Source organism: Nocardia brasiliensis (assembly GCF_011801125.1).
Classification (GTDB): domain Bacteria; phylum Actinomycetota; class Actinomycetes; order Mycobacteriales; family Mycobacteriaceae; genus Nocardia; species Nocardia brasiliensis_C.
Window position 1 is genome coordinate 2,670,385 of sequence record NZ_CP046171.1, and the last position, 14,090, is coordinate 2,684,474.

At 67.7% G+C, this 14,090-nt stretch carries 17 protein-coding genes; 12 read left to right on the forward strand and 5 right to left on the reverse strand.

What is annotated here, in order from left to right; translation table 11 throughout:
• Positions 1–193: 193 nt before the first annotated feature.
• Positions 194–766, reverse strand: coding sequence for a TetR/AcrR family transcriptional regulator (locus F5X71_RS12140; RefSeq protein ID WP_167462030.1), 573 nt, complete (start codon positions 764–766; stop codon positions 194–196).
• A 76-nt stretch (positions 767–842) separates the two neighbouring features.
• Here F5X71_RS12140 and F5X71_RS12145 point away from each other — a divergent pair, with 76 nt between their 5' ends.
• Positions 843–1,235, forward strand: a complete 393-nt coding sequence (locus tag F5X71_RS12145; protein ID WP_167462031.1) for a nuclear transport factor 2 family protein — start codon at positions 843–845, stop codon at positions 1,233–1,235.
• Positions 1,232–1,720 carry a DUF1772 domain-containing protein gene (locus F5X71_RS12150; protein WP_167462032.1) on the forward strand — a complete coding sequence of 163 codons (489 nt, stop codon included), beginning with the start codon at positions 1,232–1,234 and terminating at the stop codon, positions 1,718–1,720. Before F5X71_RS12145 ends, F5X71_RS12150 begins: the two co-directional genes overlap by 4 nt.
• Positions 1,721–1,728: 8 nt before the next feature.
• On the opposite strand, the gene F5X71_RS12155 is transcribed toward F5X71_RS12150, so the two are convergent.
• On the reverse strand, positions 1,729–2,457 hold the full coding sequence (locus tag F5X71_RS12155; protein ID WP_167462033.1) for a MerR family transcriptional regulator: 729 nt from the start codon (positions 2,455–2,457) through the stop codon (positions 1,729–1,731).
• A gap of 190 nt (positions 2,458–2,647) precedes the next feature.
• On the reverse strand, positions 2,648–3,550 hold the full coding sequence (locus tag F5X71_RS12160; RefSeq protein ID WP_167462034.1) for an alpha/beta hydrolase: 903 nt from the start codon (positions 3,548–3,550) through the stop codon (positions 2,648–2,650).
• A 359-nt stretch (positions 3,551–3,909) separates the two neighbouring features.
• Here F5X71_RS12160 and F5X71_RS12165 point away from each other — a divergent pair, with 359 nt between their 5' ends.
• Together F5X71_RS12165 and F5X71_RS12170 are read left to right on the forward strand one after the other, a co-directional pair.
• Complete coding sequence (locus F5X71_RS12165; protein ID WP_167462035.1) at positions 3,910–4,404, forward strand: beta-class carbonic anhydrase; 495 nt, start codon at positions 3,910–3,912, stop codon at positions 4,402–4,404.
• A gap of 492 nt (positions 4,405–4,896) precedes the next feature.
• Positions 4,897–5,331: a 2-keto-3-deoxygluconate kinase gene (locus F5X71_RS12170; protein WP_167462036.1), complete on the forward strand. Its 435-nt coding sequence runs from the start codon at positions 4,897–4,899 to the stop codon at positions 5,329–5,331.
• 73 nt (positions 5,332–5,404) lie between these two features.
• Here the strand turns inward: F5X71_RS12170 and trxA are convergent, their stop codons facing one another.
• Complete coding sequence (gene trxA / locus F5X71_RS12175; RefSeq protein ID WP_167462037.1) at positions 5,405–5,779, reverse strand: thioredoxin; 375 nt, start codon at positions 5,777–5,779, stop codon at positions 5,405–5,407.
• Positions 5,780–5,999: 220 nt separating this feature from the next.
• Here trxA and F5X71_RS12180 point away from each other — a divergent pair, with 220 nt between their 5' ends.
• From F5X71_RS12180 to F5X71_RS12195, 4 genes are all read left to right on the forward strand, one after another.
• A complete protein-coding gene (locus F5X71_RS12180) occupies positions 6,000–7,094 on the forward strand; it encodes an isocitrate/isopropylmalate dehydrogenase family protein (RefSeq protein WP_167462038.1) in 1,095 nt (364 codons plus the stop codon).
• A gap of 182 nt (positions 7,095–7,276) precedes the next feature.
• Positions 7,277–8,140: an ABC transporter substrate-binding protein gene (locus F5X71_RS12185; protein ID WP_238815995.1), complete on the forward strand. Its 864-nt coding sequence runs from the start codon at positions 7,277–7,279 to the stop codon at positions 8,138–8,140.
• Between the two features lie 3 nt (positions 8,141–8,143).
• Positions 8,144–9,103 carry an amino acid ABC transporter permease gene (locus F5X71_RS12190; RefSeq protein ID WP_167462040.1) on the forward strand — a complete coding sequence of 320 codons (960 nt, stop codon included), beginning with the start codon at positions 8,144–8,146 and terminating at the stop codon, positions 9,101–9,103.
• A 35-nt stretch (positions 9,104–9,138) separates the two neighbouring features.
• A complete protein-coding gene (locus F5X71_RS12195; protein ID WP_167466416.1) occupies positions 9,139–9,891 on the forward strand; it encodes an amino acid ABC transporter ATP-binding protein in 753 nt (250 codons plus the stop codon).
• A 59-nt stretch (positions 9,892–9,950) separates the two neighbouring features.
• Here the strand turns inward: F5X71_RS12195 and F5X71_RS12200 are convergent, their stop codons facing one another.
• Positions 9,951–10,862 carry a LysR family transcriptional regulator gene (locus F5X71_RS12200; protein ID WP_167462041.1) on the reverse strand — a complete coding sequence of 304 codons (912 nt, stop codon included), beginning with the start codon at positions 10,860–10,862 and terminating at the stop codon, positions 9,951–9,953.
• Between the two features lie 71 nt (positions 10,863–10,933).
• On the opposite strand from F5X71_RS12200, the gene F5X71_RS12205 reads away from it, so the two are divergent.
• From F5X71_RS12205 to F5X71_RS12220, 4 genes are all read left to right on the forward strand, one after another.
• Positions 10,934–12,295, forward strand: coding sequence for an FAD-binding oxidoreductase (locus tag F5X71_RS12205; RefSeq protein ID WP_167462042.1), 1,362 nt, complete (start codon positions 10,934–10,936; stop codon positions 12,293–12,295).
• Between the two features lie 67 nt (positions 12,296–12,362).
• Complete coding sequence (locus F5X71_RS12210) at positions 12,363–13,247, forward strand: SPFH domain-containing protein (RefSeq protein ID WP_167462043.1); 885 nt, start codon at positions 12,363–12,365, stop codon at positions 13,245–13,247.
• A gap of 12 nt (positions 13,248–13,259) precedes the next feature.
• Entirely contained in the window at positions 13,260–13,412 is a 153-nt protein-coding gene (locus F5X71_RS12215) for a hypothetical protein (RefSeq protein ID WP_014983382.1), read from the forward strand.
• Between the two features lie 67 nt (positions 13,413–13,479).
• Positions 13,480–14,076, forward strand: coding sequence for a hypothetical protein (locus tag F5X71_RS12220; RefSeq protein WP_167462044.1), 597 nt, complete (start codon positions 13,480–13,482; stop codon positions 14,074–14,076).
• The last annotated feature ends 14 nt before the right edge of the window (positions 14,077–14,090 follow it).

The following is a 14,090-nucleotide window of genomic DNA, read 5'->3' on the forward strand; positions in this document are numbered from 1 at the left end:
GGGAACCTGACAGGGCAGATACCGACCTTAGCTGCGAACCGCGCCGGGGTGGCCAAGCCTGCGACGACGGACGCCATCGTGGCGGCGTCGGGGGCGTTCGCGCCTTGGGCATTCGGTGACGGCGGCCAGGCTGTGGCCCGCGTCGGCGCGATCGCGAGCGTCGGTGCTGCGGGCCGGGGCGGTCCGCGCGCTGTCAGTGCGCTTGCACGAGCCGAACGACCGTGTCGCGCAACGACTTCTGTGCCTGTGCTACCGACATGTGGTCCGCGCGCACCTGCTCGCCCGCCGCATGGCTGACCGCGATGATCGCGGCGACCAGCCACTGCGGGTTGGCGTCGGTATCGAATTCGCCTGCGCGGCACCCGCGTTGGATCAACTGCAGGAGCCGTGCTTCGACCGGGACGTGGCGGTCGCGGTCGCGGTGGGGCGCGAACGCGCCTAAGTGTTCGGGGCCGGGGGACTTTCGGAAGAACTGCCAGCCGACGTCCAGCATGCGCAGCAGGGCCTCGGTCGCGGTGCCGCTGTCGAGATCCGCCGCGTCCATGGCGGCGACGGCGCGCGCGGTCGTGTGATCGACGACCGCGTGCAGTAGCTCTTCGCGCGAGGCGAAGTGTGCGTACACGGTTTGACGGGTGACCCCGGCCGCGGCGGCGATGGCCGCCAGGCCGACCTCGGGTCGGTCGGCGAGCAAACGGGTTGCCGCGGCCAGGATGTCGGCCCTGCTGCGTTCGGCGTCCGCGCGCCGCTTCGCCTTCGCCTCGGTCAAAATTTACATCCTTGTCAAAGTTGATCGAACTGAACTAGCCTTTACAGTGTTGTAAGAATTCTACCGCTGGAGTGCTATGAACCACGCACCGACCCGCTCAGCCGAGCAACTCGTCGCCGCCTTTTTCTCCGACTACACCGCTGCGGCCATGGACCTGGACAACGATCCGGCCGAGGTGATCGATCGCTTCCACACCAGCGACATCGTGCAGCTCGCCGACGGTGTCCGGCTCGACCGCGACCGCCTCGTCGCGCACATCAAGCCGGTACGAAAGAATCTGCGCGACTATCGATTCGAGGTGCACGAGGCGTTCATGGACGGCGCCCGGTTCGCCGCGCGCATGACCATCCACGCCGAGATGCGCAATAGGGGCACCGTCGCCTCCGAGGTCTTCATGTTCGGCGAGTTCGCGCCGGACGGCAGGTTACGGCGGGCCGAACAGCTCACCAGGACGGTGCGGGGCGCATGAACGAGACCTCGACGTTGATAGCCCCCGTGCGGGGGCTGGCGCTGCTCACCACCGGGCTGCTGGCCGGTGCGTTCGGCTACGGCGCGGCCAATATCGCACCGACCTTCCATCGGGTGCCGCTGCAGATGCGCCTGGAGTTCCACACCGAGCTGATGAAGAACAACAGCGTCAGCATGCAGCTCACCATGGCCGCGGCGGCATTGAGCTGCCTCGGGCTGACCTTCCTGCTGCGGGGCCGGGCCCGTGCCCTCGCCGGTGGCGCCGTCGCGTTGGTCGTGACGACCTTCCTCGTCACCCGGCTGGGGAACGTGCCGATCAATCATCAGATCAACCGCTGGGTCGTGGAAGGCGCACCGGCCGACTATCTTTCGATCCTCACCCGCTGGGACTATTTCCACTATCTGCGCACCGGCACCGCGCTCGCCGCATTCCTCGGGATCATCGTGCTCGTCCTGCGGTCGCGCACTGCCGAACGCGCACAGTAGCCTCGTATTCAGCTGCTGTGCATGGCCTTTCGGCGCTGCGCCGCCCGATGTGACAGCACCTCGACAATGCGTTGCCAGGCTGGTGCCGCCGCGGCGATCTGCGCGGTCACCAGCTTCAGGTAACCGGGTTGTCCGGTGGTGTGCTCATCCTCGATCGCCTGGGCGTCCAGGTCGTCGATGAGCCGGTCCACCCGCGGGTCGTGCGGATCCCAGTCGGCCGCTCGATCGCAGGCCAGATACCGGCGCACGGTCTCGGGATCGTCGAGGCCTGCGTGCTTGTCCGCGATCCGCCGGGGCAGCAGGTCCGGGTCGAGCGCCCGCATCAGGATCCACGCGTCACGTTCGAGCCGGACCCGCTGCTCGCCGATGCCGAGCCGGCGCATCCGGTCCAGGACGGCGACCACATCGGGTGGCAGGACCAGCTTTTCGCCGCTGGCCAATTCGGCGATCCGGCGGCGGTATTCGACCAACTCATCGATCTTGCGCCGCAGTGCCGCGTCGATATCGGTGATGGCGGCGTCGAATTCGGCCGGGTGCGCGTGCAGCAGCGCGTCGATCCTGGCCAGCGGGACACCGGCAGCAGCGAGTGTTCTGATCCGGATCAGATCCACCGCCGCCTGCGGGCGGTAGCGGCGGTAGCCCGAGGCGTCGCGCTCGGGCTCGGGCAGCAAGCCGATCTGGTGGTAATGGCGCACGGTGACGCCGGCGGTGGCCGCCAGCTGGCCGATCGTGAGCACCTGCCTCCTCGGTTCGCGAAACGCGACGTCGAGTCTATGTCCCGTGTCGAAGTCCCATCCGGCGCATCCGCGGCCCAGCTCGCCGCCTGGCCGCGTCGTCACCGATACAAGCCGGTATCGGCTCCTGGTCCGCCTTGCCGGGCGACGAGCTGAACCGCGGATGCGTCCGCCGCACTTGTGACACAGGGATCTAGGGGCCGCGTCGATCGACCCGGTCGACCACGTCGCGCACCGCCTGGACCACGGCATCGGGACGGTCGAAGCACAACCGGTGGTGGCAGGTGTCGGTGAGCAGCCGCTGCTCCCCGTGCGTGACCGAATCCACCAGGGCCGCATCCATTCTGGTCTTGGCTTCGTTCATCGCCTGCCACGGCAACGGCTGGGCGGGATCGGTGCCGAGCACGGTGAGCGCGATCACCGGGACGTCCGGCAGTGCGGGCCCGGCCCGCAGTTCGGCGGCGAGCCCGGTGAGTGCGCTGCGCTCGGCGATGCCGGAGCGCAACCACGCGTCGGTGCACTTGGCCTCGACCAGCGGCCGCCGCAGGTGTTCCGGGTAGTCGGCGAGCAGCTCGGTGTGCATCGCGTGCACCATCGGGCGCAGTCGGTCGAGCTGAGCCGGATCGGGTGCACCACCCCCGATGGCGGCCGAACTCGCCTCGGGCGACATGAATTCGTCCCAGTCGTGATGAAATGCGTCCAGCCACACCAGCCCGGCGACGTCCTGCGGGAACAGCTGCGCGAACCGATACGCGTAGGCGCCGCCGAGCGAGTGCGCCGCGAAAACGTAAGGAGCGGCCAGATGTTGAGCGCGCAGCAACGCCCGCAGCTCGGTGGCCACCGCGGCAGCGCTGCGCGGCAGTGGCACCGCGTCGCTGTACCCGGTGCCGCCGCGGTCGTAGAGCACAGCCGTGGTGAACCGCGAAACCCGTTGCTGGACCCCGAAATAGTCCAACCCGACCGCGCTCGCACCAGGCAGGAACACCACCGCGGGCCCGCCTGCCCCCGCCCGGTGCGCGAAGACCCGCCGCCCTTCGATCTCGTGGAATTCGCCGATCGGTGCTACAGGCAGAGTGGATGAGGTGCTCTTGGTCATGCCGACAACCCTGCAACCCTGACGTAGCGTCAGGGTCAAGCCCGATTCCCGTGCGGGCCTAAGGCGCGTAGAACGGGACCACGGTGCAGGGGGTGTTGTCGGGTGTTCGGGGTCTAGGGCGTTGGCGACCAGGGTTACGCACGCTGTCTCAGACGGGCGGCGTGCGCGCACAGATTAGGGTGGGGCCGGTCGGGGGTGTCAATCGCCGTCGGCGCGATGTGAAGCGAGTCTGGGTCGTTCGCGCCGCGCCAGTAAACGAATCACGGTGAGCGCGACCGGTCCGTTCCGCGGTGTGGGTACCTATCGTGGGCCACGCCATATATAAGCAGCCACGCATACCTAGCGCAGGGGACCGCCCAATGACTGTGACCGACGAGTATCTGCAGAACAACGCCGTCTACGCGAGCACCTTCACCGGACCGCTGCCGTTGCCGCCCGCCAAGCATGTCGCGGTGGTCGCGTGCATGGACGCCAGGCTGAATGTCTATGGCGCACTGGGCATCCAGGAGGGCGAGTCGCATGTGATCCGGAACGCGGGCGGCGTCGTCACCGCCGACGAGATCCGCTCGCTGGCGATCAGTCAGCGGCTGCTCGGCACCCGCGAGATCATCCTGATCCACCACACCGACTGCGGCATGCTGACTTTCACCGACGACGAGTTCCGGGCGTCGATCCTGCAGGACACCGGCATCAAGCCCGAATGGGCCGCCGAGGCGTTCAGTGACCTGGAAACCGATGTGCGCCAATCGATCGCGCGCATCAAGGCGAGCCCCTTCGTCGTGCACAAGGACTCGATCCGCGGCTTCATCTTCGACGTCGCCACGGGCAAGCTGAACGAAGTGATCGCCGACTGATCCGCGCCACACCCTCACGAGATCCGGGCCCATCGGCCCGGATTTCGTGTTTTCCGCCCCGCCGCGCCGAGTCTCGCGACGCGACACGCCGCGTCAGGTGTCGATCGGGCGACGCGCGGGCGGACATGCGTCGCGTTGCCCCCGCATATCCGGCGTGGCGGCGCGGAACACGCCTGAGCTGCGTGAACACTACTGGCTGGTAGACAAAACGGGCGCCGAATATGGTTGCGATCGCGCCGCGATGTCCCTATCCTCGATCGCGTGCCGAATCCCGCCGACCGCCACAGCGCAGCGCTCAACGTCGCAGACCGCGACAGCGCCGTGCTAATTCCGCTTACCGCGATGGTGGCGCAGCGGCGACTTCTCGTAGTACCCCGCCGTAGCGGGGTCTGATTCGGACCGGCCCCCTCGCTGCGGGCTGAAGACTTCTTTTCCTTGCTGGTCCCCTCTGTCAACTGAGCCACGACATTTATCGGGAAGACCTAACTTTCAATGACCATCCTCACCCTTGATACAGACACGTTCCAGTCCGCCGCGCCCAGGGGGCTGCGCGCCGAAAGCATCGGCCTCACCCCGGCGCAATTCCACGACCGCTACTGCGAGCACAGCGGGCCGATCCGGCTCGGCGACTGGTCGCCCGCGGGCAGCCGCGGCGCGGCATTCACCGCCACGCTGGAATTCACCGACCACCTGCGCACAGTCATCGCCTCCGGTAGCCCGGTCGCGGCGATGACCTCGGCCCTTTACGACGAGGGCTACCCGGTCGAGATCCTGCAGTTCCATCAGCGCCGCACCCCCGAGGGCACCGCGACCTTCGTGCAGTGCGAATGCAACGGCAGGCGCGGCTGGGGCGCGGCCCTGGCCGATGACGGCGCCGAGTCGACGGTGCGCGCGATGATCGCGGGCGTCAACCTGCTCGGTCACTGAGTTTCCGTAGACAGCGACAAGGCCGTCCCTCCGCTGGGAGGGACGGCCTTGTGCGGTCAGCGGTTCGTGCGAATTACTGCTCGGCGCCGGCCTGCTGCTCGGCGAGCTGCTTGCGCACCTCGTCCATGTCGAGCGCCTTCACCTGGGTGACCAGGTCCTCGAGTGCGGCGGGCGGCAGGGCGCCGGGCTGTGCGAACACGAGCACGCCCTCGCGGAAGGCCATGATGGTCGGGATCGAGCGAATGTTGGCGGCGGCCGCGAGCCCCTGCTCGGACTCGGTGTCGACCTTGCCGTGTACGACATCGCTGTGCTTTTCCGACGAGGCCTCGAAGGTCGGCGCGAAGCTCTTGCACGGGCCGCACCACTCAGCCCAGAAATCGACGAGTACCACGTCGTTTCCGGTGACTACCTCATCGAAATTCTGTTGGGTCAGCGTCTGGGTGGCCATGACGTCCTCTCATTCGGTATGTCGGCTATAACGCCGACCGTCGCTCTAATCTTCCATGGGCTGTGCGGACGCCCGCCCCTTATCGCCGTCCTTTCGCCGGATACCCACGTCCGTCGGCGGGAAATCACACCCGTGTGCCGGCCGGGTTGTTCGGCGCGGTCACCGGGTCCGGTGGTGGCCCGGTGCGCGGGCCGCGGACCGGCGAGGTAAGGATGAGGCGGTGACGGATCGAACCGACGGGCCGGTGCGGCTCGGACTGATCGACGGTGACGGCATCGGGCCGGAGGTGGTGCGAGCCGCCCGGTTGGTCGTCGACGAGGCCGTGGCGGCGGCGGGCGGCACGCCGATCGCGTGGGTGCCGCTGCTCATCGGGCATCGGGCGATCGAGGAGTACGGAAACCCGCTGCCGGAAGCGACCCTCGCCGCGCTCGACGCGGTCGACGCCTGGATTCTCGGTCCGCACGACAACGCGTCGTATCCGGCCGAGCACCGCGCCGCGCCGGGCGGCGCGATCCGGAAACGGTTCGGCCTGTACGCCAACATCCGCCCCGCGCGGGCCTTCGCCGGTGTGCGCGCGCTCGCGCCCGCCATCGACCTGGTGATCGTCCGGGAGAACAGCGAGGGCTTCTACGCCGATCGCAATATGTTCGCCGGATCGGGGGAGTTTCGCGCCACCGAGGATGTGGCCATGGCGGTCGGCGTGGTGACCCGTCAAGCATGTGAGCGAATTGCGCACGAGGCACTCCGGCTCGCCGCTACGCGACGTAAGCGACTGACCATTGTGCACAAGGCGAACGTGCTCCCGATGACCATGGGCTTGTTCCGTGACGTTTGCTATGAGATTGCGCACGCCTATCCGGGCGTTGAGGTGGACGACGAACACGTCGACGCGACGGCCGCGCATCTGGTGCGCGCCGCGGCCGATTACGACGTGCTGGTCACCGAGAATCTGTTCGGCGACATCCTCTCCGATCTGGCCGGTGAGCTCAGCGGATCGCTCGGTGTGGCCGCCTCGCTGAACTGCTCGGCCACCCGCGCGATGGCGCAGGCGGTGCACGGCGCGGCCCCCACACTGGCCGGGCACAACCGCGCGAATCCCGCCGCGTTGCAACTGTCGGCGGCAATGCTGTTGCGCTGGTTGGGAACTCGCGAGGGTGACCGGCGCAACACCGCCGCGCTGAGCCAGGCCGCCGAGCGGGTCGAACGCGCCGTCGCCGCCACCTTCGAGGCCGGCATCGCCACCGCCGACCTGGGCGGACTGGCCTCGACGAGCGAGTTCACCGAACAAGTTTGTGCTAGGGTCCACCGCCGGTAGTCGTGGTGTTGTAGCTCGGAGTGTTCAGCACGGAACGGATGAATCTTCCGTTACTGTCCAGCACGAAGCGTCTCGGTCGCTTAGATTGCCAACGGGTGGTGACACCCGGGTTTCTTGAATCCGAAATGTGGAGGGCTGCTGTGTCTGTTCGATCGGTTGTTGGCAGGCGCGCCCTGCAGGCGATGTGTGTACTCGCCGGCGGCGCACTGGTGCTGACGGGCTGTAGTAATACCGAAGACTCCGGACCCGCGGTAGAGAAGGTGCAGGGGATCGAGAAGGTCGACTCGATCGCCGCGCAGCTGCCCGACAAGATCAAACAGTCCGGCAAGCTGATCGTCGGCGTGAACATCCCCTACCAGCCGAACGAATACAAGGACCCCAGCGGCAAGATCGTGGGCTTCGACGTCGACCTGATGGACGCTGTCGCCGCCACGCTCGGGGTCAAGGCCGAGTACCTCGAGTCCGCGTTCGAGAAGATCATTCCCACGATTCAAGCCGGTACCTACGACCTCGGCATGTCCTCGATCACCGACTCCAAGGAACGTGAGCAGCAGGTCGACTTCACCACCTACTTCAGCGCGGGCATCCAGTGGGCCCAGCAGAAGGGTAAGCCGATAGACCCGAACAACGCCTGCGGTAAGCGGGTCGCGGTACAGGCCACCACTGTCGAGCACACCGAAGAGGTGCCCGCCAAGAGCGCCAAGTGCGTCGCCGAGGGCAAGCCCGCTATCGACATGAAGTCGTTCGAGGATCAGAGCGCGGCCACCAATGCCCTGGTGCTCGGACAGGTCGACGCGATGTCGGCCGACTCCCCGGTCACCGCGTACGCGATCAAGCAGAGCGACGGCAAGCTCGAAAAAGCCGGCGCCGCTTTCGATTCCGCTCCCTACGGCTGGGCGTTCGCGAAGGGCTCGCCGCTGGCCCCCGTCCTGCAGCAGGCCGTGCAGCACCTGATCGACAACGGAAAGTACCTGGAGATCGCGAAGGCGTGGGGCGTCGAGGAAGGCGCGATCGCCAAGTCGGTCATCAACGGTGCCGTGAGCTGATCGATGACTTCGCACGAGACCAAGCCGGTGCCCGGTGACCCCGGGCCCGGCACGGCAGCCCAATCCCAGGAGCCGGAGCCGATCAAAGCGGTTCCGCTGCGCAGACCCGGCCGGTGGATCGCCGCCGTGGTCATCCTGGTACTTGTCGGACTGTTCGTCTACGGTGCCGCGACCAACCCGGCCTATCAGTGGAGCACCTACGCGAAATACCTGTTCGACAGCAGGGTGGTCGCGGGCGCGGTGGTCACCCTCGAACTGACGGTGCTGTCCATGGCGCTCGCCGTCACGCTCGGCACGGTGCTGGCGGTGATGCGACTCTCGCCGAACCCGGTGCTGAATTCAGCTGCCTGGGTGTATCTCTGGATCTTCCGTGGCACCCCCGTCTATGTCCAGTTGGTGTTCTGGGGCCTTTTCCCCTCGCTGTACAAGACCATCGTGCTCGGCGTCCCGTGGGGTCCGCACCTGTTCGAGCTGGACGTGCAGAATCTGCAAGCCGCCTTCACCTTCGCGGTGATCGGCCTGGGTCTCAATGAGGCCGCCTACATGGCCGAGATCGTCCGTGCCGGAATCAATTCCGTGGGCGAGGGGCAGCGCGAGGCATCCACCGCGCTCGGCATGTCCTGGGGCATGACCATGCGCAGGACGGTGCTGCCACAGGCCATGCGGGTGATCATCCCGCCGACCGGCAATGAGCTCATCGGCATGCTGAAGACCACGTCACTGGTCGCGGCGCTGCCGCTGACCACCGACCTCTACGGTCGGGCCCGCGATATCTCCGCGGTGAACTTCCAGCCGGTCCCGCTGCTGCTGGTCATTGCGACCTGGTATCTCGCGATCACCAGCGTGCTGATGGTCGGCCAGTTCTACCTCGAGCGCTACTACTCGCGCGGCCTGTCGCGGCAGCTCACCGGTAAGCAGCTGCAGGAGCTGGCCGACGCCCAGACGATTGTGAAGGCGAAATGAGCAGCGTCGACGTCGAGCAGACCGCTCGACTCCCCATGATCGTCGCCGACCGGGTCTGCAAGAACTTCGGCGCGTTGCAGGTGCTCAAGGGTGTCTCGCTGGAGATCGGCCGCGGCGAGGTGCTGTGTGTCATCGGGCCGTCCGGCTCGGGCAAGTCCACCTTTCTGCGCTGCATCAACCACCTCGAGCAGGTCAACGCCGGACGGCTCTACGTGGACGGCGAACTCGTCGGCTACCAGGAGAAGAACGGCAAGCTCTACGAGCTGCACCCGCGCGAGGCGGCCCGGCAGCGGCGCGAAATCGGCATGGTGTTCCAGCATTTCAATCTGTTTCCGCACCGCACGGTGCTGGACAACGTGATCGAGGCGCCGACCCAGGTCAAGAAGATTCGCAAGGCCGACGCCATCGCCAAGGCGAAGGAGCTGCTCGCTCGAGTCGGCTTGGCGGAGAAGGCGAATGCCTATCCGGCGCAGCTGTCCGGTGGGCAGCAGCAGCGGGTGGCCATCGCCCGCGCGCTGGCCATGGATCCGAAGCTGATGCTGTTCGACGAGCCGACCTCCGCGCTGGATCCGGAACTGGTCGGTGAGGTGCTCACGGTCATGCGCGAGCTCGCCGAGTCGGGCATGACCATGGTCGTGGTCACCCACGAAATGGGTTTCGCCCGTGAGGTGGCCGACAAGCTCGTGTTCATGGACGGCGGCGTGATCGTCGAGTCCGGCGCGCCGCGCGAGCTGCTCGCGAACCCGAAACACGAACGTACCAAGGCGTTCCTGTCCCGGCTGCTCTGAGCCCCGGCTGCTCCCGCGCCCGTATTCGGGTGCGGGAGCACAGAACTGGGCCGAGTGGCTTAAATCGTAGGTGCCGTCTCGGCGCCCAACGCGATCCGTAACTGGCCGAGCAGCACCTTGGCGGCCGGTGCCGCCGGTCGGTCGGCCCGCCAGACCAGTGCGAGCCTACCGTGCAGTTCCGGCCGCACGATCCGCACCACCCGGACCCCGAACGCGGCCGCCTCCGCGGGGGCGAGGTCGGGGACGACCGCGATGCCGAGACCGCGCGCGGCCAGTTGCAGCAGCAGTGGGGGAGCGGCGGCCTCGAAGGCGATATTCGGTGTGAAACCCGCTGCGGCGCAGGAGAGCTCGAACACACCGCGGAGTCCCGTGCCGGGCGGCAGGCAGATCAGTCGTTGTTCGCGCAGCGCGTCGAGGGCGATCTCGGCGCCGTGCGTGCGATCGGTCGCCGCGACGGCGGCCACCACCGCGGTCTCCAGGACGACATCGACGCCGATGCCGGAATCCAGTGGCGCGCCGGTCAATCCGATCAACGCCAGGTCCAGGTCGCCGCGCCCGAGGGCGGCGAGCATGCGCTCGGAGGTGTCTTCGGTGAGGCTGATGGCGACCTGTGGATGGTCGTCGTGGAAATCCGCGAGCACGCCGGCCACGTCGAACTCCTCGGTGGCCGCACCGGAGATCAGCCCGACCCGCACCTGACCGCGCAGCAGGCCGGTGAACTCGTCCACCGTGGCGCCGATCCGCTCGGCCGCGGCGAGGGCCGCGCGCGCATGGATCAGCACCGCCGCACCCACCTCGGTGGGCGTCACCGTGCGGGCGCCGCGATCGAGCAGCTGCTGGCCGAGTTCGCGCTCCAGCTGCCGGATCTGTGCGCTCAGCCCCGGCTGGGCGAGGTGCAGGCGGGCGGCGGCGCGGGTGAAGTTGGCCTCCTCGACCACGGTGACAAAGTAGCGGAGCTGCCGCAGTTCCATAAGCACTGATTCTAGTTAATAGAAGATCTATCTGTTGTACTTATCATTGCGCGCCGGGCAGGGTCGAAGTCATGGAGCGCAACGCAGAGAACATCACCGACACCTTCACCGGCCCTGTCTTTCGTCCCGGTGACGCCGGCTACGACGAGGAGATCGCGGGCTTCCAGACCGCCTACCAGCACCGGCCCGCACTGGTTGTCGGCGCTCGGCATGCCGAAGACGTGCGCGCCGCGGTCGAATACGCCGCGCGGCACGCGTTGCCGGTCGCGGTGCAGGCCACCGGTCACGGCCTGTCCGTCGCCGCGGACGGCGGCGTGCTGATCAGCACTCGTCGGATGACCGCCATCGAGATCGATGCCGAAACCCGCACTGCGCGGGTCGAGGCGGGGGTGCGGGCGGGCGCGCTCGTCGCGGCGGCCGCCGCGCACGGTCTCGCGCCGCTGAACGGTTCGTCGCCGTCGGTCGGCGTGGTCGGCTATCTGCTGGGCGGCGGAATCGGCCTACTGGCAAGGGAATTCGGTTACGCGGCCGAATATGTCAGCGCGCTCGAGCTGGTCACCGCCGACGGGCGGGTGCGCCGGGTGCTGCCCGGTGACGAATTGTTCGGGGCCGTGCTCGGCAGCGGCGGTAATTTCGGCGTGGTCACCGCGCTCGAGCTGAGCCTGCTGCCGATCACCGAGGTGTACGGCGGTCAACTGATGTTCGACACCCCGTTGGTGGCACGGGCATTGGAGGTCTGGCGGGACTGGACCGCGACCGTGCCCGACGAGCTGACCTCGACCGTGGCCATGCTGCGGTTCCCGGATATCCCGCAGGTGCCCGCCCCGCTGCGTGGACGGTTCGTCGCGTCGTTCCGGATCGCCTATCACGGCACCGCGGCCGACGGTGAGCGCCTGGTCGCCCCGCTGCGCGCGGTGGGTGAGCGGCTGAAGGACGACCTGCGCGCCATGCCGTACACCGACTCGCACACCGTCCACAGCGATCCCGACCACCCGCACGCCTATGCCGCCACCAATGCGCTGCTGGGTGAGCTCACCGGAGAAACGTTGTCCGCCTTGCTCGCCGTCGCCGGGCCGGATTCCGACGCCGGTGCGGTCATCGATATACGTCAGCTCGGCGGCGCGCTGTCGAAGCCGCGCACCGAGATCGCGGTGGACCATCGCGAGGCCGCCTACGTGATGCGGGTCATCACCGACGCAGGGACCGCGGGTGCCGCGCCGGAGAGTCACGCCGCGATCCGCGCGGCGCTGGCGCCGTGGACGCTCGGTCACAGCCTCAACTTCCTCTATGGCGCCGGTGCCGACGCCGATGAGGCGCAGACCCGCGGCGGCTATGTCGAGGGCACCTACGCCCGGCTCGCCGAGCTGAAGGGAAAGTACGACCCGCGCAACATGTTCCGGTTCAACCGCAATATCCGACCCGCCCGGCGCTGACCGTCGTACGACGCAGGCCGAGTCGTCTGCTATCTTAGTGATATCACTTTGATAGTTGGAGGATGTCATGAAGCTTCGTCCCGCGTTACACGTCAACGGATTCCTGGTATTGGTCGCCTGGCTGGTGCTCACCCTGTTGCTCGGCGGCGGCGCGGCGCTGGGATTTGTCGCGATGGCGCGTGATCAGAACGTGCTCGCCCTGGTCGGCGCGATCGTCGCGAGCTTCCTGGTGCTCGTGCTGCTGCTGGGGGCGACCGGGTTGACCATCGTCAATCCGAACGAGGCCCAGGTGGTCCAGTTCTTCGGCCGCTACATCGGCTCGGTGAGCGAGCCGGGCTTCTTCTCGGTGGTCCCGCTGACCGACCGCAAGCGGATCTCGTTGCGGGTGCGCAACTTCGAGACGCAGAAGCTCAAGGTCAATGACGCCGACGGCAACCCGGTCGAGATCGCCGCCGTCGTGGTGTATCGGGTGGTGGACAGCTTCAAGGCCGCCTTCTCGGTCGACGACTACGAGGAGTACGTGCAGACCCAGTCCGAGGCCGCGGTGCGCCACCTGGCCACCACGCACCCGTACGACTCGCACGACAACACCCGCACCAGCCTGCGCGACGGCGGCGAGGTGGCTGAGGAGCTCACCGTCGAGCTGCGCGACCGCACCGAGTTGGCCGGCATCGAGGTGCTCGAGGCTCGCATCACCCACCTCGCGTACGCGCCGGAGATCGCCCAGGCGATGCTGGTCCGTCAGCAGGCCGCCCAGGTGGTCGCCGCGCGTACGCATATCGTCGAGGGCGCGGTCGGCATGGTCGGCCTCGCGCTCGACCGGCTCACCGAGCAGGGCGTGGTGGAACTCGACGAGGAACGCCGCGCCGCGATGGTGTCGAACCTGCTGGTGGTGCTCTGCGGTGACCGAGCGACCCAGCCCGTCGTGAACACCGGCTCGCTCTACAGCTGAGCGCCGAAGCCCATGGCTGAGCGCAAGAAGCTACTGCTACGCCTTGATCCCGGCATCCATGAGGCCATCGCCAAGTGGGCCGCCGACGATCTGCGCAGCGTCAACGCCCAGATCGAATACGCGCTGCGGCTGGCCCTCGAGCAGGCGGGCCGCAAACCGAAATAGGGGCACCCGGCCGCACACCGCGACATTCGGTGTGCGGCCGTGCCGTGTTCGCCGCTACGGTGGGCGGGTGCCAATCTCGTTCGATATCAGCGGACTTCAACAGATGGACACCAACACCTGGGGGGATCGCAGCACCGGCGACATCGTCACGCTGACCTACCACGATCTGGTGCCCGACCTGCCCGCTCCGCTGGAAGACCTCGACACCCTCCGTACCCGGCTCGCGGAGAGCTCGGCCGAATCGGGTTGCCTGGTCGAGGCTTTCGTCATCTGGGTCGACAAATTGCCCGCCCTGCTGCGGATCGAGAAGCTGCCGCTGCCGAACCGCGACCACGGGTTGGTCTTCGCCGCCTCGATCGTGGTGCCGAAAGACCGGTGCAGCGCGGTGTTCCAGATCCTGTGCCCCGAGGCCGGGACCACCGGTCTGCGCGAGGCCGCCCTGATGGCCCAACTCGGTCCGCAGCAGATGTTCCCGCCGCACCCGTACGCGCCCGGTCTGCGCGGCAGGCTGCCCTACAACATCGCCGACGAAGCGCGGTGGGACGAACAGTTTCCCAGCCATCCGGTGAGTCGCGCCCGTCGCTGGGTCACCAGCACCGTGCCCACCGCCAAGGTCGATCCCGCGTTCGCGGCGCTGCCGCCGTTTCCCGGTCCGCCGCGCTGACCCGTCCGGGGTCG